This window comes from Geobacillus sp. TFV-3 (genome assembly GCF_009901865.1).
Classification (GTDB): Bacteria; Bacillota; Bacilli; order Bacillales; family Anoxybacillaceae; genus Geobacillus; species Geobacillus thermoleovorans_A.
This window is the reverse complement of sequence record NZ_MPSP01000001.1, coordinates 1720001-1737709: the sequence shown is the minus strand read 5'-3', so window position 1 is coordinate 1737709 and position 17709 is coordinate 1720001. Positions and strand designations below refer to the sequence as shown.

The window sequence follows — 17709 nt, the reverse complement described above, 5'->3', positions numbered from 1 at the left end:
CATTTGGATGAAACGCCCACGCTTATAGGGAACGGCGGAAGACGTCTGCTAACAAAAGGGGGAAAACAAGAATGAGAGCCATTTTATTTGTCGGCCATGGGAGCCGCGATCCGGAAGGGAACGAGCAAGTGCGGGAGTTTGTCGAGCGGCTGCGGCCGCGTCTTCCTGCTTCCTTTCATGCCGAAACGTGTTTTCTTGAATTTGGCCGTCCGTCGATCGGCGAAGGAATCGAACGCTGTGCTGAAGCCGGGGCAACGGAAGTGGCGGTCGTTCCGCTCATTTTATTGCCGGCCGGGCATTCGAAGCTGCATATCCCGGCGGAAATCGATGAGGCGAAAGCGCGCTATCCGCATATGGTGTTCCGCTACGGCCGCCCGATCGGCGTTCACGAGCAGACATTTGCGATTTTGCGCGAACGGCTGCAAGAAATCGGCGAGCGTCCGGAGCAGCCGGACGACGGAACAGCGGTCATTTTGCTTGGCCGCGGCGGGAGCGATCCGGATGCGAACAGCGACTTGTACAAAATCGCCCGCCTCTTTTGGGAACAGACCGGCTATGCGCTCATCGAGCCGGCGTTTATGGGGGTGACGACGCCGTCGCTTGATGATGCCGTCCGCCGCTGTTTGACGCTTGGGGCGAAGCGGATCGTCATCTTGCCGTATTTTTTGTTCACCGGTGTGCTCATTAAGCGGCTTGAGCGGCAAGTGGCGCAATACCGCCTCGACCATCCGCACGTCTCGTTTGCGCTTGCGGATTATTTCGGCTTTCATCCGAAACTGATGGATATCGTGCTTGACCGCCTCCAAGAAGTGCTCGATCAAACGGTGGCGATGAACTGCGACGTATGCCAATACCGGCTGCACGCCGCCCATCATCACCATCACCATCATCATCACCACCATCATTGAAGGAGGAAGCGTCGATGATTTTATTGTTAGCCGGAACAAGCGATGCCCGCGAATTGGCGGTGATGATCCAACAGGCTGGCTATAACGTGGCCGCGACGGTCGTCACCGATCACGCGGCCGAACAGCTCGAAGCTGCCGGCATTCGCACTTATGTCGGCCGTTTAGACGCATCCCAGCTTTCCAAGCTGGCCAAAGCCGAAGGGGCGAAAGCGATCGTCGATGCAAGCCATCCATTTGCCGAAGAAGCGTCGAAAAACGCCATGCAGGCGGCGGCTGAGGCCCAATTGTCATATATCCGCTACGAGCGGCAGGCTTCTTCGATTGCGTCCGATAAGGTGACCTTTGTCGACAGCTATGAAGAAGCGGCCGAATTGGCGGCGGAAAAAGGCGGCGTCGTCATGCTCACAACCGGCAGCAAAACGCTCGACATTTTTGCCGCGAGGCTCATCGGCCGCCCAAACGTCAAGGTGATCGCGCGGATGCTGCCGCGAAAAGACAATCTCGACAAATGCGAGCAGCTCGGGTTTTCCCAAGAGCAGATCGTCATGATGCAAGGGCCGTTTACAAAAGAGCTCGATCGGGCGCTATACCGCCATTTCGGCGTCACGGTCGTCGTTACGAAAGAAAGCGGCAAAGTCGGGTTTGTCGATGAGAAAATTGCCGCCGCTGAAGAGCTTGGCATTGAGGTGATCGTCATCCGCCGCCCGCGGTTGTCGTACGGCATTGTGCATCACGATTTTGCCGGCGTGCTTAATGCGTTGAAGCAACACGCGCCGCTTCCAACCGCATAAGGAGGCAAAAAAAGAGGCAAGTTGGTGAGACAAGGCGCAAAAAAAGCCAGTTTAAGTGAACCGTGGATTTCAGCGATGCCATGATCTTGAGAAAGGAGCGAATACGAATGGATTTTCATACAACGTTCCGGCCGGTGACGGTGCAGCCAGAACAAATCGAAGCGCGGAGCTTTCAAATCATTGATGAGGAAATCGGGGAGCATTCATTTACGGAAGAACAATACCGAATCGTTCAGCGCGTCATCCATGCATCGGCTGATTTTGAGCTTGGCAAAAGCCTCATTTTTCACCCGGATGCGATTCGCTCAGGCATTGACGCCATTCGCAATGGCAAGCTCGTCGTCGCCGATGTGCAAATGGTGCAAGCCGGCGTCAATCAAGCGCGGCTTGCGAAGTTCGGCAGCGCGGTGCGCGTCTATATTTCGGATGAAGACGTGATCGCTGAAGCGAAACGGTTGAATACGACAAGGGCGATTGTCGCTATGCGCAAAGCGGTGAAAGAAGCGGAAGGCGGCATTTTTGCCATCGGCAACGCTCCGACAGCATTATTGGAGCTCATCCGCCTCATCAAAGAAGGAGAGGCGCGGCCGGGATTGGTGATCGGCTTGCCGGTCGGATTCGTCTCCGCGGCGGAATCGAAAGAAGAATTGGCGAAGCTCGATGTGCCGTTCATCACCAACCGCGGCCGCAAAGGAGGAAGCACAGTGACGGTCGCCGCCTTGAACGCTCTATCGCTGCTCGCTGAGCGAGCGTGACGAACGATGGAAACGAAAAAAACGCTGCGTGAAGGGTATACGACCGGATCGTGCGCGACAGCGGCGACCAAAGCGGCGCTCACAGCGCTCATTACCGGCAAGGAGCAGGAGAAAGCGACGATCCGCCTGCCGATTGGACGAATGGTGACCTTTTCGCTCGCCTCCTGTTCGCTTGATGGCGAAACGGCGACGGCTGCGGTCGTGAAAGACGGCGGGGATGACCCGGATGCGACGCATGGCGCGCTCATCGTTTCCACTGTCTCGTGGGCTTCTTCGCCTGGCGTTCATATTGACGGCGGCGAAGGGGTCGGGCGGGTGACGAAGCCGGGTTTGCCGGTGCCGGTTGGGGAGGCGGCGATCAATCCAGTGCCGCGGCAAATGATCCGCGAAGCAGTCAACGAAGTGCTGGCGCAATACGGTCTACATCGCGGAGTGAAGGTCGTCATTTCCGTTCCCGGCGGCGAAGAGATCGCCAAAAAAACGTTGAATCCGAGACTTGGCATCATGGGCGGCATTTCGATTTTAGGGACGCGCGGCATTGTCGTCCCGTTCTCCACCGCCGCCTATCGGGCGAGCATCGTGCAGGCGCTTCAAGTGGCCAAGGCGAACGGCTGCTGTCATGTCGTCATCACGACTGGGGGACGGAGCGAGAAATACGCCATGCAAGAATATCCCCATTTGCCGGAAGAAGCATTTATCGAAATGGGCGATTTTGTCGGGTTTACGCTGAAGCAATGCAAACGGCTTGGCATCAAGACGGTGTCGATGGTCGGGATGATGGGAAAATTTTCGAAAGTCGCCCAAGGTGTGATGATGGTGCACTCGAAAAGCGCTCCGGTTGACTTCGGTTTTTTGGCGGCGCTCGCTGAGCAAGCCGGCGCCCCTTCCGAGCTGGTGGCCGCGGTGCGTGAAGCGAACACGGCGGCGCAAGTCGGCGACATGATGCAAGAGGCCGGTTGCACGAAGTTTTTCGAGCTATTGTGCGAAGCGTGCTGCCAGGCGGCGCTCAACGAAGTCGGAGGCGGCCTGACGGTGGCCACGTCCATTTATACGATGAACGGACAACGATTAGGAAAGGCGGTGCAGACCGATGGGGACGATGAAGTTGATCGGCGTGGGGGCTGACGGGCAAGCGAGCCTCCCCGATTTGTATAAGCGATGGATCATAGAAAGCGAGCTGCTTGTCGGCGGCGAACGGCAGCTGGCGATGTTTCCGGAATACAAGGGAGAAACGATCGTCATCCGCCGCGGGCTGGCGGAGCTTGTGGAGCGGCTCCGCCATGAGACGCGCAATACAGTTGTGCTCGCGTCCGGAGATCCGCTCTTTTATGGGATTGGCAGCTATTTGGCCGGCAAATTGCCGATTGAAGTGTATCCGGCCGTCAGCTCGGTGCAATGGGCGTTTGCCAAAATGGGCGAGTCTTGGCAAGACGCGGCGTTCATCAGCGTCCATGGCCGTCCGCTCACCGGCTTGGCGCAGCGCATCGATGGGCGGCGAAAAGTCGCCATCTTAACTGATGAGACGAACTCGCCGGCTGCCATCGCCCGCTATTTGCTCGAGTACGGAATGACGGAATATGAGGCGTTTGTCGGTGAGGAGCTCGGGGGGCAAATGAGCGCTGCCGGTTTTTCAAGCTGGAAGAAATGACGGAAACCGAGTTTCTTCCATTAAATATAGTTGTTTTGCGGCAAACAGCGCCCGGCCCAGTTTGGCCGCTCGGCATTGCGGATGACGAATTTTTTCAGCGAAAACCGGATAAAGGGCTGATTACAAAAAAAGAAATTCGTGTGCTGAGCTTGAGCGCCATGCGTCTTCGTCCGGACAGCGTCGTCTGGGACATCGGGACGTGCACAGGTTCGGTCGCGATTGAAGCGGCGAAAATCGTCCGTGATGGCGCTGTGTTTGCGATTGAAAAAAATGAACATGATGTTGACATTTGCCGGCAAAACTTGCGCAAATTCCGCGTTGACATCACGCTTGTGCATGGCAGGGCGCCCGATCGGCTCGATGAGTTTGCCGACCCGGACGCCATCTTTATCGGCGGCACGTCCGGCGCGATGGCGCCGCTTTTAGATGTGTGCTGCCGCCGCTTGAAACGGAACGGACGCATCGTCATCAATGCAGCAACGATCGAGACGCTTTCCGAAGCGGGCCGCGAGCTCGGCGAACGCAGGTTTCATGTCGACATCACCCTCGCGCAAGTGTCGCGAAGCAAGCCGATTTTAGACTTGACGCGCTTTGAGGCGCTCAATCCGGTGTACATCATTGCTGCGAAGCGGGAGGGAGACGAATGATCGGAACGTTGTACGGCGTTGGCGTCGGCCCGGGCGATCCGGAGCTCATGACGGTGAAAGCATACCGCCGCCTAAAAGAAGCGGATGTCATTGCTTATCCAAAAAAAGGGCGGCAAAGCAAAAGCTATGCCGAACAAATCATTGATGCATATTTTGCGCCAGAGGAAAAACGGCGGCTCGGCCTCCATTTTCCGATGACAAAAGACCCAGCTGTGCTTGAGCCGAAGTGGAACGAGGCGGCGGACGCCATTTGGGCGGAGCTGTCAGCCGGGCGCGATGTGGCGTTTGTCACCGAAGGCGATCCGCTGTTGTATAGCACGTTCATCCATTTGATGAGCGTGATAGAACAGCGTTACCCGGAAGCGCCGATCGAAGTCATCCCTGGCGTCAGTTCGGCCAACGCTGCTGCCGCCCGGCTGCGTCTGCCGCTGGCGGACGGTGATGAAACGGTGGCGATCGTGCCAGCTCGCGACGATGAGGAGGCGATGAAAGCCGCGCTTCTCGAGCACGATTGCGTCGTCTTTTTTAAAGTGGCGAAAGTGATCAAGCTGATGATGCGTCTCTTGCGCGAGCTCGATTTGCTTCATCGCGCCGCGGTGGTGACGAAAGTGACGTCCGGCGAGGAAGTGGTGTGGAAGATTGAGGAGCTCGACGGAGCAGAGCTCGAATATTTGACATTGATGGTGGTGAGAAAGTGAAGCTGTATATCGTAGGAGCAGGGCCGGGCGCGCCCGATTTGATCACGGTTCGCGGCGCCGAGCTTCTCGCTGCTGCCGACGCCATTTTTTACACAGACTCGCTAGTGAGCGCGGAATTGATCGAGCGCTACCGGAAGCCGGGCGCTGATGTTTTCCATACCGCCGGCATGCATTTAGAAGAAATGGTCGCGGCGATGGCGGAGCAAGTGAAACAAGGACGACTTGTCGTCCGCGTCCATACGGGGGATCCGTCGATTTACGGAGCGACGCTTGAGCAAATCGCCTTGTTGAAAGAAGAAGGAATTGAAGTGGAAATTGTCCCCGGCGTCAGTTCGGCGTTTGCCGCCGCGGCGGCCGTGCAGGCGGAGCTGACTGTCCCGGAATTGACGCAAACCGTCATTTTCACCCGCGCCGAGGGGCGGACGCCGGTGCCGTCGCGTGAGAAATTGCAGGAACTTGCCCAGCATCATTGCACCATTGTCCTTTTTTTAAGCGCGACGCTGGCCAAAAAAGTGTCGTCCGCGCTCCTTGAAGCGGGCTGGAGCCCAGAGACGCCGGTGGTGGTCGTTTATAAAGCGACATGGCCGGATGAAGTCGTGATTCGTTCCACCGTTGCCGCATTGGCGGACGATATGCGCCGGCACGGGGTGACGAAGCATGCCATCATATTGGCCGGTTGGGCGCTCGATCCGCACATTCATGAACGCGGCTACCGTTCGAAACTGTATGACCGTACGTTTACGCACGGATACCGAAAGGGGGAGAAGTAAGGTGGGGGTTGCTGACACGAACAACGAAAGACACGGCGTCTATGCGGTCGTAGCCATTACGAAGCACGGCGTGGAGATTGCCCGTCGGCTCGGACGCACCCTTGCGGGGGCAGATGTCTATTATACAGATAAATTTGCCCGCGGCGATGAAACCGAGAACGGGATCCGCCTGTTTTCCGGCAACGTCAAGACGTTGCTGCCGGAGTTGTTCGCCCGCTATGACGGCCTCATTTGCATCATTTCACTCGGCGCCGTCGTGCGGATGATCGCTCCGCTGTTAAAAGATAAAAAGACCGATCCTGCGGTCGTGGTGATCGATGATAAGGCAGAACATGCGATCAGTGTTCTTTCCGGCCATTTGGGCGGGGCGAACGAACTGACGCGGCGCGTTGCCGCCATTTTAGGCGCCCGCCCGGTCATTACGACCGCTTCTGACGTGCAGCAGACGATCGCTGTCGATCTGTTTGGCCGCCAGTTCGGTTGGGAATGGGAATCAGCTGACAAGCTGACGCCGGTGAGCGCGGCTGTCGTCAATGAAGAGCCGGTCGCCATTGTGCAAGAATCGGGGGAGACCGACTGGTGGCCGGAAGGGCGGCCGTTGCCGAAAAACATCACCGTGTACGACTCGATCAGTGCCGCGCTTGCCGCCCGCCCGGCGGCCGCGCTTGTCGTCACCCATCGGCTTCTTGATCCGGAAGAAGAAGCGATTTTGCAAAACGGCGTCCTGTATCGTCCAAAAGTCATCGCTCTTGGCATCGGCTGCAACCGCGGCACCTCGGCTGAAGAAATTGAGGCGGTCATCCATGAGACGCTCAATGAGCTGCGTTTTTCGATGAAAAGTGTCAAAGCGGTGTGCACCATTGATTTGAAAAAGGATGAACAAGGACTTTTGGAGATAGTCAACAAATATCGATGGGAGTTGGTTGCGTATACGCCAGAGGAGCTGAACGAGGTGCCGATCGAAGCGCCATCCGAGACCGTCTACCGCTACACCGGCGCGTATGGGGTGAGCGAGCCGGCGGCGAAATTGTACAGCGGGGCCGATCAGATGGCGCTCGTGAAAAAGAAGTCCGGCAATGTGACGATTTCGGTGGCATTGATAGACCACAGACGCAGAAAGGGGAGCGAGCCATGCGACGACTCGTCATCGCCGCACCGGGAAGCGGCGCCGGCAAAACGACCGTAACGCTCGGTTTGATGGCAACACTGAAGCAGCAAGGATATACGGTGCAAGGGTTTAAATGCGGACCGGATTACATCGACCCGACCTACCATACGGCCGTCACCGGGCGTCCGGCGCGCAACGTGGACAGTTGGATGATGGGAAAGGAAGCGGTCAAAACAGTGCTCGCCAATGGCTGCGTCGGGGCGGATCTCGCCATCATCGAAGGAGTGATGGGGCTGTTTGACGGAAAACAGCCGCTCTCCGATGAAGGATCGACGGCTGACATCGCCGCGTTGACCGAAAGCCCGGTGCTGCTTGTCGTCGATTGCGCTGGCATGGCCCGCAGCGCCGCGGCCATCGTCCGTGGGTTTCAACTGTTTCGCCCCGATGTTCGCATCGCTGGCGTATTTGCCAACCGCGTCGGCAGCGAAGGGCATTTTCGGCTTGTCAAAGCGGCGGTCGAGCAAACGTGCGGGGTGCCGGTCATCGGGTTTCTTACACAAGACGACGCGTTGGCGCTGCCGGAGCGCCATTTAGGACTTGTGCCGTCGGTGGAGCGCGGCGAGCTGGATTCGTTTTTTGCCGAACTTGGGCAAAAGGTGGCGCAAACCGTCGATTGGGAGACGCTCCTAGCCATCGCGGAAGCGCCCGCGCTGGATCCACCGCACCCGCTCATTCGGCCTTTGCGGCGCTACCGGGCGCGCGTGGCGGTTGCCAAAGATGCGGCTTTCCATTTTTACTATCCGGAAAATCTCGAGATGCTGGCCGCCTGCGGCGCAGAGCTTGTCTATTTTTCCCCGCTCGCGGGCGAGCCGCTTCCAAAAGGGGTCAACGGATTGTATATCGGCGGGGGGTTCCCCGAGGAGTTTGCCGCTAGGCTTTCCGCGCAAACGGCGGTCAAGCAGTCGATCCGCGCCGCCATTGAACAAGGGATGCCGACATTGGCCGAGTGCGGCGGATTTATGTTTCTTACCGAGCAGCTTGTCACGACGGACGGCACGGCTTATGAGATGGCAGGCGTCATCCCGGGGAGAGTGGTGATGAAGACGAAGCTCGCGGCGCTTGGATATCGCGAAGTGCGCGGGCGGAGAGGAAACTTCCTGTTGCCGGAAGGAGAACGGGCGCGCGGGCATGAGTTTCATTACTCTGTATATGAACCAAGGGGCGAGGCGCCATTTGCCTATGAAACGAGCGGGCGGTTTGGCTCAAAGCCGGATGGTTATCTAGCGCATCGGCTTGTCGCCGGCTACGTCCATTTCCATTTTGCTTCTGCTCCGGCAATGGTTGAGCGATGGCTCGCTGAATGTGAGAAGGTGGCAACCAATGGCTAAGGCGCTGCCGATCATGTTTCAAGGCACTCATTCCGATGCCGGCAAAAGCGTGATCGCCACGGCATTTTGCCGCATTTTCGCCCAAGACGGCTGGAAAACGGCACCGTTTAAGTCGCAAAACATGTCGCTCAATTCGTATGTGACGCCGGACGGGAAAGAAATCGGCCGGGCGCAAGGCATCCAAGCCGAAGCGGCTGGCGTGCCAGCCCGCGCCGAGATGAACCCGATTTTACTGAAGCCAAGCCGCGCCAATGAATCACAAATTGTCGTGCTTGGACGACCGTATGGCAATATGCCGGCGTTCGCCTACCGGAACGAGTTTTTTCATCAGGGGCTGGCCGTGATCAAGAAGTCGCTTGACACGTTAATGAAGGAATACGATCGGCTGGTGATCGAAGGGGCGGGGAGCCCGGCCGAAGTGAACTTAAATGACCGTGAACTCGTCAACATGCGCATCGCCCGCCTCGCCAACGCCCCGGTCGTGTTGATTGGCGATATTGAACGGGGCGGGGTGTTCGCCAGCCTCGTCGGGACGCTGACGCTGCTTGCGCCTGAGGACCGAAAGCGGGTGATTGGCGTCATCATCAACAAGTTTCATGGCGATGTGTCACTGCTTGAGCCGGGGCTTGACTGGTTTGAACGATACACCGGCGTGCCGGTGCTTGGCGTCGTCCCGCATTTGCCTGACTTGGCGATCGATGCTGAAGATTCGCTGGCGCTTGAGCGGTTTGCTTCATCTGTCGGCGGAGAGGAAGCGATTGATGTCGCTGTCATCCGCTATCCGAAAATCGCCAATTTCACCGACATCGACCCGCTGCTGGCAGAACCGGACTGCCGCGTCCGGTTGGTGACACATGTCGATGAACTTGGGGAGCCGGATGTGATTGTGCTTCCGGGAAGCAAAAATACGATCGAAGACTTGATTTATATGAAAAAACGGGGGCTCGCCTCCCGCATCGTATCGCTTGTCCATGAGGGAAAAACGAGAGTTGTCGGCTTATGCGGCGGCTATCAAATGCTTGGCGCCGTCATCCGTGATCCGTACGGCGTCGAGACGCCGCTTCCGGAAGTCAAAGGGCTTGGTTTGCTGCCGATTGAAACGACGTTGGAGCGGACGAAAATCACCATCCACGCGGAAGGGATGCTTACATGGGCGGGGGAGCGGTTTTCGGTGCAAGGATATGAGATTCATATGGGGCGCTCGACGCCGCTTCCCGGCTATGCGCCGCTTGTTGAAGCGGACGGCCGCCAGGAAGGGGCGAAGCACAGTGATGAGAGGGTGCTGGGCACGTACATGCACGATTTGTTTCATAACGATGCGTTCCGCACCGCGTTTTTCAACAACATTCGCCGCCAAAAAGGGATCGCTCCTTCTGGTGTCCGACTCTTTCGCTCGCTCAAAGAAAAGGCGTTCGACCGGCTCGCCGCCCACGTTCGGCAACACGTCGCGATCGAACGGATTGAACAAATGATGCAAGAATTTCAGAGACGATCATCGGTGCTGTGAACGATATATTGCTAGAAGAGGAAAGGAGGAAGGTGCATGTTTCCCGCTCGATGCGGGGATGTTGCGCGAACATGATGAATATTTCGATTCCACCGATCCGCCGAGAAATGGTTGAACAAGCGCGTGCCTATATCGATCAATTGACCAAACCGCCCGGCAGCCTCGGCCGTCTTGAAGAAGTGGCGGCAACGCTTGCCGGCATGACCGGGGAGCTGCTTCCACGCGTCACTCCGCCCGGAGTGCTCGTGTTTGCGGCCGACCATGGCGTCACGGAAGAAGGGGTGTCTGCCTATCCGGCCGAAGTGACGGCGCAAATGGTGTACAACTTTGCCAACGGCGGAGCGGCGATTAATGTGTTCAGCCGGCAAGTCCGCGCGTTGCTTCAGGTGATTGATGTCGGTGTCGCCGTGCTGATCAATGATGAGCGCGTCATTCAGAAAAAGGTGCGCCCGGGAACGAACAATTTCGCGGAAACGGAAGCGATGACGCCGTCCGAGGCCGAACAGGCGCTTCATGTCGGTTACGAACAGGCGGCGTCCATCATTGAACAAGGCGCCCGCACGCTCATTGTCGGCGAGATGGGAATCGGCAATACGACCGCCGCGAGCGCCTTATTGGCTACGTTGACTGATGAACCGCTCGAGCGCATCGTCGGCAAAGGAAGCGGCATTGACGAAGAACGGCTGCAACATAAGCGGGATGTCATCCGCCGGGCGCTTACGCTTCACCGTCCGGATCCGGCGAAGCCGCTCGAATGGATCGCAAAAATAGGAGGGCTCGAGATCGCCGCCATGGCCGGCGCTATGTTGGCGGCTGCCGAGCGACGCATCCCGATTTTGCTTGACGGATTTATTTGCACGGTGGCTGCCCTTGTGGCCCGCCAGTTTGCCGTGAACGTTACAGACTATATGATTGCCGGCCATCGTTCGCAAGAGCCGGGGCACAGTATAGCCCTTCGTTTGCTAGAGAAGGAGCCGCTTTTGGATCTCGGCATGCGCCTTGGCGAAGGAAGCGGCGCGGCGGTAGCGTTTCCGCTCTTGATTTCAGCAATGGCGATGGTGAACGAAATGGCGACGTTCGCCTCGGCGGGCATTTCCACGGCCAATGCGAAAGGGGAGAAGGGGCGATGACCGTCGGCAAAGTGTATTTAGTCGGTGCTGGGCCGGGTGATGAAAAGCTCATCACGGTTTACGGGCGCGAATGCCTCGAACAGGCGGATGTCGTTATTTACGACCGGCTCATCAACCGGAAGCTGCTACGCTACGCGAAGCCGGACGCTGAGCTTCTTTACTGCGGAAAAGAGCCGGGAAAACATGACACGGTTCAAGAACAAATTCATGAGTTGCTCATCCAGCATGCGCAACAAGGAAAAACGGTCGTCCGCTTAAAAGGCGGCGATCCGTGCGTCTTTGGTCGCGTTGGTGAAGAGGCGGAAGTGTTGGCCAAAGCCGGAATTCCGTTTGAAATCGTTCCAGGGGTGACATCCGGCATCGCTGCGCCGGCGTACGCTGGCATTCCGGTCACCCACCGTGATTACGCCGCCTCAGTGGCGATGGTCAGCGGCCATCGGAGTGAACGGATCGATTGGGAGGCGCTAGTTCGAGGATGCGATACGATCATTGTCTACATGGGAGCGGCCAATTTGCCGGATATTTGCCGCCGGCTCATTGCCGCCGGAAAAGCAGCGGAGACACCTGCGGCGATCATCGAATGGGGGACGACCGAGCGGCAGCGCACGGTAGCGGCGACGCTTGCCACACTGCCGGTGGAGGCGGAGCAGGCAGACATCTCCCATCCAGCCATCATTATCATCGGTACAGTCGTCCGCCTGCGCGAGGCGTTGCAATGGTTTCCAGAACAGCAAGGGGGCGTGGTGGATGTCGGCGTTCCATCGTGATGGGAGGGTGATTGTCTATACCGGCGATGGCAAAGGAAAAACGACCGCCGCATTTGGCCTCGCGCTGCGCGCGGCCGGACGTGGGTTGCATGTCGTCGTTTTGCAGTTTATTAAATCCCCCGAGCGCACATATGGCGAGCAGTTGGCCCTGCAGCGCCTTGGCGTTGAAGTGCGCCAGCTTGGCGCCGGCTTCACATGGACAAAAACGCCGGACGTTCACCGTGAAGCGTTGAAGCGCGCCTGGGCGGTGGCCAAAGAATATGTGTATTCCGGACAGTATGATATGATTGTGCTCGATGAACTGAACAATGTGCTGGCCATTGACCGCTTTCCTGTTGAAGATATCGTATCAGTCAGCGAGGTGCTCGAGCTGATCCGCACGCGTCCGCCGTCGCTTCATCTTGTCATCACGGGGCGCGCGGCGCGCCCGGAACTCATTGCCGCCGCAGATATCGCCACGGAGATGACGCTCATCAAACATGACTATGAACAAGGAACGAGGGCGATAAAAGGGATTGAGTTTTGAAGGGGACACCATGAACATTTAGTCGAAGATTCTGCCTCAAAGAGAATGCATCGTGTGCATTCCGATGGAAGTGCGAGTCTATCCGATTCAAAAAAAGCGGCCAAATGGGGCCGCTTTTTGGATTGGATAGGGGCTGCTAGACAGAAATGCTCGCTCATAACGATTTTGCCTATGCATCCGTGTCCGTTTTGTCATTTTGTTCTTTCTTTTGCCGCCGTCCTTTGCTGTTATCGCCAGAAACCGGGCCGCGAAGCAAGGCTATTGGATCTTGCGTCGGCGCGTTTTGGTTGCGGCTGCCGTTGTTTGGGCGTTTCGTCATGAGCTCCACCTCCTTTGGCTGCCGTCGTTATACGTTTAGCATGGACGATGTCTTCATTCCTATGCATGGCTGTCTGCATTCTGGCATAAAAAAAGCGGGAAGCCTTCGTGTTCCCGCTTTCCCGTTGCAAGCCGGCCGGATGGCGGCAGCAATCAGTGATTAATAAACGAACGCCGCACCGACGATGATCAACAAAATGAACAGGACGACAATCAAGGCAAAGCCGTTGCTATGCCAAGCGCCCATGAGAGTCACCTCCACGCAAAATCTACTATAGAGTATGCCGCCAGCTGCGCGAAGGAACGGGACCATTGTCGAAATAAGTCAAAATGAGAAAAGCGCCCTGCCAAAAGGCAGCGTGTTTTTTGTCGAGCTTTTATTCCCAAACGTACGGCGTTTCCTGATAGACGTAGTAGTTGAGCCAGTTGATAAACAGCAAATTCGCATGCGACCGCCACGTATTCAGCGGCGGCTGGCTTGGGTCATCATTTGGAAAGTATGATTCCGGGATGTGAATCGGCAGCCCTTTCGCCAAGTCGCGTTCATATTCTTCTTTGAGTGTTGTCGCATCATATTCTGGATGACCGGTTAAGAAAATGCGGCGCCCGTCGTTCGATACAACGAGGCAAACGCCAGCTTTGTCGGATATGGATAAAATTGTAATTCCCGGGACTTTCTCAATATCCTCGCGTTTGACATCGGTATGGCGGGAGTGAGGCATGCGGAACACGTCGTCAAAGCCCCTCAGCAGCTTCACATTTTTCACTTCCACTGTATGGTTGAACACACCGAAACATTTTTCCGGCAACGGATATTTCGGGATGCCGTAATGGTAATACAGGCCGGCTTGTGCTCCCCAACAAATATGCAACGTCGAGGTGACGTTCGTTTTCGTCCATTCCATAATTTCGGTCAATTCTCCCCAATAGTTGACTTCTTCAAACGGCATTTGTTCAACCGGCGCTCCGGTGATGATCATCCCGTCGAACTTTCGATGGCGAATGTGCGGGAAAATCGTGTAAAATTGCTCTAAATGATGTTTGCTTGTCGTTTTCGGCTCGTGAGTCGCCGGGCGCAAAAAGGTGACGTTCACTTGCAGCGGCGAGTTGCCGAGCAGGCGCAGCAGCTGTGTCTCTGCTTTTTCCTTTTCGGGCATCAAGTTTAAAATGATGATGTTGAGCGGACGGATGTCTTGAGAGTAAGCCCGTTCTTCGTCCATCACGAAAATGTTTTCTTGTTCGAGTATTTCTTTCGCCGGCAAGTCTTTTGGGATGTTGATTGGCAACGATGTCCCCTCCGTTTCGTTCTCATTTTTTAAATAATTTCATTATAAAAAGTTTATCGATTTTCTTCAATTCATTTTTTTCTGTCGAAAGGCGTTCACAAATCTACAAAGGAGGAACAAACGATGGATCCGACGGCGTTTGACAACTTGAAAACAGTGTTGGAAGGGGCGGTGTATGATGCTGACTTGCAAGGAAAGATTGTCGTCGTCGACCGCCGCGATCTTGTCGATTTGGCCCGTTTGTTCCGGGAGTACGCCATTTCATTTCGGCTGCATGATGCGCCCGATCCGCCCGTCGTCTGCACCGCGCGGCTTTCGCTTGATTTTGCTGAGCTGGTCAATGAGCGTCTCTATCACGGCCGGGCCGGCTGCCGGCTCGCTCTTCTGTTTACCCTCCCAATTCGCCGCTCGTCCGTTTGTGCGCTCATTAAAGGAACGCTGCGGACGATTTGGGGGGAGGAGCGAATCATTCGGCAGACGATTCGCTTTACGTTTCCGCATGAACGCGGCCCGTATGAAAATGAAGCCGTGGTCGAATTTGCCCGTCTCATTTATGAGGACAATGCTACTGATTTGCCGGAGATGGTGCCGTATATGGTTTCATCACTTGAACAGTTGCAACCGTTTGCCGGACAGTAGTGGCGCAAAAAGTGGAAACAAACGGTGAAATCCGCTATGATGGGGATGAGGTGAAAAATCATGAGTATATATGAATTCAGTGCCAAAACGATTCGCGGAGAGGAACAACCGCTTTCCGTCTATCGAGGCAGCGTGCTGTTGATTGTCAACACGGCAAGCCGTTGCGGCTTTACCCCGCAGTATAAAGAACTGCAGGATCTGTATGACGAATATCGCGATCGCGGGTTTGTCGTGCTCGGCTTTCCGTGCAACCAGTTCGGCGGCCAAGAGCCAGGGACGGAAGAGGAAATCGAGCAATTTTGCCAGTTGAATTACGGTGTGACGTTCCCGCTGTTTGCGAAAGTGGAGGTGAATGGCGACAACGCCCATCCGCTGTTTCAATATTTGAAAGAACAAGCGCCAGGCGTGCTCGGCACAGAAGCAATCAAATGGAATTTCACAAAATTTTTGGTTGACCGCAACGGCGAGGTTGTGGCCCGTTTCGCACCGCAAACAAAGCCAAGCGAGTTGAGAAAGGAAATTGAAAAGCTGCTGTAAGGCGAGCAGGAAAGGCAAAGGAAGGGGGATGACGGTTGCGCATTAAAGCGATTGAACCAACGCCAAGCCCGAATACGATGAAAGTGCTGCTTGATGAGGAGCTGCCGTTTGGCACAAGCCATAACTACAAGCCGGAGAACGTTGATGCTGCGCCCCCGCTCATTCAGGAGCTCATGCGCATCGACGGGGTGAAAGGCATCTACCATGTCGCTGATTTTTTGGCTATTGAGCGCCATCCGAAATACGACTGGCGCGACATTTTGGCGAAAGTGCGCGAAGTGTTCGGCGAGGAAGCGGATGACAGCGCCGAGGCAAAGCCGAAAGGAAACGAACATTTCGGCGAAGTGAAAGTGTTCGTGCAAATGCTGTACGGTTTGCCGATGCAGGTGAAACTGAGCGACGGAGAGCGTGAATACCGCGTCGGGCTGCCGAAACCGTTTATCGACGCTGTGATTGAAGCACAAAAATATGCCGACAACATTGTCTTAGAGCGCAAATGGGTCGAAAAAGGGGTGCGCTACGGCACATTTGAGGAAATCGGCCGCGAAATCGTCGATGAGCTGTCGGCGGCCTATCCGCCCGAGCGGCTGGAGCGGATCGTCAACATGTTCCGCCGCGGTGAGCAGGAAAAAACGGTGCAAAAGCGTCCAAGCCTCAAAGTGACGAGCGAGATGCTCGATGACCCGGATTGGCGCAAACGGTATGCGGCGCTCGAACAGATGGCTGAGCCGACTGAAGACGACATCCCGGTGTTGGCCAAGGCGCTCAAGGATGAAAAAATGGCCATTCGCCGTCTGGCGACGGCGTATCTCGGCATGATCGGCGGCAAAAAGGTGCTTCCGTATTTGTATGAAGCGTTAAAAGATCCTGCTGTCGCTGTCCGCCGCACCGCCGGCGACTGTTTGTCCGACATCGGCGATCCGGAGGCCATTCCGGCAATGATCGAAGCGCTAAAGGACGAAAGCAAGCTCGTCCGTTGGCGCGCGGCCATGTTTTTGTATGAAGTCGGCGACGAATCGGCCTTGCCGGCGTTAAAAGCGGCGGAAAACGATCCGGAATTTGAAGTGAGCTTGCAAGTGAAAATGGCCATTGAACGGATCGAAGGCGGTGAAGAAGCGAAAGGGTCTGTGTGGAAGCAAATGACGGAGAGCCGGAAAAAAGAGAATAAGCTGGGAAAATAAAAACAGGCGCGTCAGTTTGAACGTTTGTTTCTCTGGTCAAAAAAGCGCTTCTTGCTAAGTCGTCATGGCTGTGCTCGAGGCCGGAGCGAATTGGACAATTTCAAACGTCTCGGTTTGAGGTTGTTTCCCGGCCGGCGCTGCCTTGGGCAGGCGCCTTTCCCATCCATCGCTCTTCACTTGCCTCCGGCAGCGTCTTCGTTGATTTTTTTGTTCAAAGTATAGTATGCTGATAGCACAACGATGATCATATGGAGGGATGATGGCCATGTCGATGGCGTACGAAGAGTATATGCGCCAGCTCGTGCAGCCGATGCGCGATGAACTCGTGCGCGCCGGTTTCCATGAATTGCGCACAAGTGAAGAAGTTGAACAGTTTATGGAACAAGCGGAAGGAACGACGTTTGTCTTCGTCAATTCGGTGTGCGGCTGCGCCGCTGGCCTGGCGCGCCCAGCAGCCACGCAGGCGGTGCTTAGGAGCGAGAAAAAGCCGGATCATTTAGTGACCGTATTTGCCGGCCAAGATAAAGAAGCGACGGCGAAAATGCGCGAATACTTTGTCGGCTATCCGCCGTCTTCGCCATCGATGGCGCTCTTAAAGGGAAAGGAAGTCGTACACTTCATTCCGCGCGAAGACATCGAGTTTCACTCGATGGAGGAGGTCATGGAAAATATTTTAGCCGCGTTTGAAAAATATTGCAGCTGATGCGGTGCGAATAGAAAGCGAATCGCCCGCCGTCCGGACATTCGGTTTAGCCCGGCATACAACGGCGCGCTGGGGGGAACGATAAGGGCGGAGGTGATCGGCATGCCGAAGCGGAAAAAAGATCGTTCGAAAACGGGCGTCAGCGCCCCAGATGTTCGGGGGCAAGGCACGACGGAGACGGAGACAGGCGCATTCGAGCTTGACTCCGCCCGCAAAAAAACAAAAATCGATTGAAAAGGAGCTCCCGACGGGGAGCTCCTTTTGTCATTTTCACGCGCACACTCCCTTAGCATCCAACAGAATTGCTAAGGGAGCTGGATTGTTCGCCAAGGGCGTTTAGGCATTGGCGATGCAGCTATAAATGAAATAAAGCAACGTAATCAGGCTGGCCGCAAAAAAGAT

General features: G+C 56.0%; 20 protein-coding genes and 1 pseudogene. 18 read left to right on the top strand and 3 right to left on the bottom strand.

Annotation, left to right across the window (positions count from 1 at the left end; genetic code table 11):
• Positions 1-71: 71 nt before the first annotated feature.
• The 13 genes and pseudogenes from BJQ97_RS08910 (at position 72) to cobO (ending at position 12643) form a co-directional block, all read left to right on the top strand.
• Complete coding sequence (locus tag BJQ97_RS08910; protein WP_160156297.1) at positions 72-908, top strand: sirohydrochlorin chelatase; 837 nt, start codon at positions 72-74, stop codon at positions 906-908.
• 14 nt (positions 909-922) lie between these two features.
• A complete protein-coding gene (gene cobK, locus BJQ97_RS08905) occupies positions 923-1699 on the top strand; it encodes a precorrin-6A reductase (RefSeq protein WP_160156296.1) in 777 nt (258 codons plus the stop codon).
• A gap of 107 nt (positions 1700-1806) precedes the next feature.
• Positions 1807-2454, top strand: a complete 648-nt coding sequence (locus BJQ97_RS08900; protein ID WP_160156295.1) for a precorrin-8X methylmutase — start codon at positions 1807-1809, stop codon at positions 2452-2454.
• A 6-nt stretch (positions 2455-2460) separates the two neighbouring features.
• Positions 2461-3579 carry a cobalt-precorrin-5B (C(1))-methyltransferase gene (locus tag BJQ97_RS08895; protein ID WP_160156294.1) on the top strand — a complete coding sequence of 373 codons (1119 nt, stop codon included), beginning with the start codon at positions 2461-2463 and terminating at the stop codon, positions 3577-3579.
• Positions 3545-4749: pseudogene (gene cbiE / locus BJQ97_RS08890) on the top strand (precorrin-6y C5,15-methyltransferase (decarboxylating) subunit CbiE). The gene BJQ97_RS08895 and the pseudogene cbiE overlap by 35 nt, the downstream one beginning before the upstream one ends.
• Entirely contained in the window at positions 4746-5447 is a 702-nt protein-coding gene (cobI, locus tag BJQ97_RS08885; protein WP_160156293.1) for a precorrin-2 C(20)-methyltransferase, read from the top strand. Before cbiE ends, cobI begins: the two are co-directional and overlap by 4 nt.
• Complete coding sequence (cobM, locus tag BJQ97_RS08880; RefSeq protein WP_160156292.1) at positions 5444-6217, top strand: precorrin-4 C(11)-methyltransferase; 774 nt, start codon at positions 5444-5446, stop codon at positions 6215-6217. Before cobI ends, cobM begins: the two co-directional genes overlap by 4 nt.
• A 1-nt stretch (position 6218) precedes the next feature.
• Entirely contained in the window at positions 6219-7403 is a 1185-nt protein-coding gene (locus tag BJQ97_RS08875; RefSeq protein ID WP_160156291.1) for a cobalt-precorrin 5A hydrolase, read from the top strand.
• On the top strand, positions 7349-8713 hold the full coding sequence (locus BJQ97_RS08870; RefSeq protein WP_160156290.1) for a cobyrinic acid a,c-diamide synthase CobB: 1365 nt from the start codon (positions 7349-7351) through the stop codon (positions 8711-8713). Before BJQ97_RS08875 ends, BJQ97_RS08870 begins: the two co-directional genes overlap by 55 nt.
• Positions 8706-10220, top strand: coding sequence for a cobyric acid synthase (locus tag BJQ97_RS08865; RefSeq protein WP_160156289.1), 1515 nt, complete (start codon positions 8706-8708; stop codon positions 10218-10220). The genes BJQ97_RS08870 and BJQ97_RS08865 overlap by 8 nt, the downstream gene beginning before the upstream one ends.
• A gap of 71 nt (positions 10221-10291) precedes the next feature.
• On the top strand, positions 10292-11350 hold the full coding sequence (gene cobT / locus BJQ97_RS08860; RefSeq protein WP_160156288.1) for a nicotinate-nucleotide--dimethylbenzimidazole phosphoribosyltransferase: 1059 nt from the start codon (positions 10292-10294) through the stop codon (positions 11348-11350).
• Entirely contained in the window at positions 11347-12117 is a 771-nt protein-coding gene (gene cobA, locus BJQ97_RS08855; RefSeq protein ID WP_160156287.1) for a uroporphyrinogen-III C-methyltransferase, read from the top strand. Before cobT ends, cobA begins: the two co-directional genes overlap by 4 nt.
• Positions 12098-12643, top strand: a complete 546-nt coding sequence (cobO, locus tag BJQ97_RS08850; RefSeq protein ID WP_160156286.1) for a cob(I)yrinic acid a,c-diamide adenosyltransferase — start codon at positions 12098-12100, stop codon at positions 12641-12643. The genes cobA and cobO overlap by 20 nt, the downstream gene beginning before the upstream one ends.
• Before the next feature lie 169 nt (positions 12644-12812).
• Here the strand turns inward: cobO and BJQ97_RS17395 are convergent, their stop codons facing one another.
• The 3 genes from BJQ97_RS17395 to metA all read right to left on the bottom strand — a co-directional run bounded on the left by BJQ97_RS17395 (position 12813) and on the right by metA (position 14247).
• Positions 12813-12962 (bottom strand): hypothetical protein, encoded by a 150-nt coding sequence (locus BJQ97_RS17395; RefSeq protein WP_201451672.1) that lies wholly within the window; start codon positions 12960-12962, stop codon positions 12813-12815.
• Positions 12963-13121: 159 nt separating this feature from the next.
• Positions 13122-13208: a YjcZ family sporulation protein gene (locus tag BJQ97_RS08845; protein WP_160157582.1), complete on the bottom strand. Its 87-nt coding sequence runs from the start codon at positions 13206-13208 to the stop codon at positions 13122-13124.
• 130 nt (positions 13209-13338) lie between these two features.
• Positions 13339-14247: a homoserine O-acetyltransferase MetA gene (metA, locus tag BJQ97_RS08840; RefSeq protein WP_160156285.1), complete on the bottom strand. Its 909-nt coding sequence runs from the start codon at positions 14245-14247 to the stop codon at positions 13339-13341.
• A gap of 123 nt (positions 14248-14370) precedes the next feature.
• Here metA and BJQ97_RS08835 point away from each other — a divergent pair, with 123 nt between their 5' ends.
• From BJQ97_RS08835 to BJQ97_RS08815, 5 genes are all read left to right on the top strand, one after another.
• Complete coding sequence (locus BJQ97_RS08835) at positions 14371-14886, top strand: hypothetical protein (RefSeq protein ID WP_160156284.1); 516 nt, start codon at positions 14371-14373, stop codon at positions 14884-14886.
• Positions 14887-14946: 60 nt separating this feature from the next.
• Positions 14947-15423: a glutathione peroxidase gene (locus tag BJQ97_RS08830; protein WP_160156283.1), complete on the top strand. Its 477-nt coding sequence runs from the start codon at positions 14947-14949 to the stop codon at positions 15421-15423.
• A gap of 35 nt (positions 15424-15458) precedes the next feature.
• Positions 15459-16604, top strand: coding sequence for a conserved virulence factor C family protein (locus BJQ97_RS08825; protein WP_044737031.1), 1146 nt, complete (start codon positions 15459-15461; stop codon positions 16602-16604).
• A 265-nt stretch (positions 16605-16869) separates the two neighbouring features.
• Positions 16870-17307: a BrxA/BrxB family bacilliredoxin gene (locus BJQ97_RS08820; protein WP_044737053.1), complete on the top strand. Its 438-nt coding sequence runs from the start codon at positions 16870-16872 to the stop codon at positions 17305-17307.
• Between the two features lie 102 nt (positions 17308-17409).
• On the top strand, positions 17410-17541 hold the full coding sequence (locus BJQ97_RS08815; protein ID WP_011231272.1) for a YuzL family protein: 132 nt from the start codon (positions 17410-17412) through the stop codon (positions 17539-17541).
• Positions 17542-17709 lie beyond the last annotated feature (168 nt).

Bases quoted from the DNA above. Each gene is read 5' to 3' on its own strand.
- BJQ97_RS08910 (WP_160156297.1), top strand. From the start codon at position 72: ATGAGAGCCATTTTATTTGTCGGCCATGGGAGCCGCGATCCGGAAGGG.
- cobK (WP_160156296.1), top strand. From the start codon at position 923: ATGATTTTATTGTTAGCCGGAACAAGCGATGCCCGCGAATTGGCGGTG.
- BJQ97_RS08900 (WP_160156295.1), top strand. From the start codon at position 1,807: ATGGATTTTCATACAACGTTCCGGCCGGTGACGGTGCAGCCAGAACAA.
- BJQ97_RS08895 (WP_160156294.1), top strand. From the start codon at position 2,461: ATGGAAACGAAAAAAACGCTGCGTGAAGGGTATACGACCGGATCGTGC.
- cobI (WP_160156293.1), top strand. From the start codon at position 4,746: ATGATCGGAACGTTGTACGGCGTTGGCGTCGGCCCGGGCGATCCGGAG.
- BJQ97_RS08870 (WP_160156290.1), top strand. From the start codon at position 7,349: ATGCGACGACTCGTCATCGCCGCACCGGGAAGCGGCGCCGGCAAAACG.
- BJQ97_RS08865 (WP_160156289.1), top strand. From the start codon at position 8,706: ATGGCTAAGGCGCTGCCGATCATGTTTCAAGGCACTCATTCCGATGCC.
- cobT (WP_160156288.1), top strand. From the start codon at position 10,292: ATGATGAATATTTCGATTCCACCGATCCGCCGAGAAATGGTTGAACAA.
- cobA (WP_160156287.1), top strand. From the start codon at position 11,347: ATGACCGTCGGCAAAGTGTATTTAGTCGGTGCTGGGCCGGGTGATGAA.
- cobO (WP_160156286.1), top strand. From the start codon at position 12,098: ATGTCGGCGTTCCATCGTGATGGGAGGGTGATTGTCTATACCGGCGAT.
- BJQ97_RS17395 (WP_201451672.1), bottom strand. From the start codon at position 12,962: ATGACGAAACGCCCAAACAACGGCAGCCGCAACCAAAACGCGCCGACG.
- BJQ97_RS08845 (WP_160157582.1), bottom strand. From the start codon at position 13,208: ATGGGCGCTTGGCATAGCAACGGCTTTGCCTTGATTGTCGTCCTGTTC.
- BJQ97_RS08835 (WP_160156284.1), top strand. From the start codon at position 14,371: ATGGATCCGACGGCGTTTGACAACTTGAAAACAGTGTTGGAAGGGGCG.
- BJQ97_RS08830 (WP_160156283.1), top strand. From the start codon at position 14,947: ATGAGTATATATGAATTCAGTGCCAAAACGATTCGCGGAGAGGAACAA.
- BJQ97_RS08820 (WP_044737053.1), top strand. From the start codon at position 16,870: ATGTCGATGGCGTACGAAGAGTATATGCGCCAGCTCGTGCAGCCGATG.
- BJQ97_RS08815 (WP_011231272.1), top strand. From the start codon at position 17,410: ATGCCGAAGCGGAAAAAAGATCGTTCGAAAACGGGCGTCAGCGCCCCA.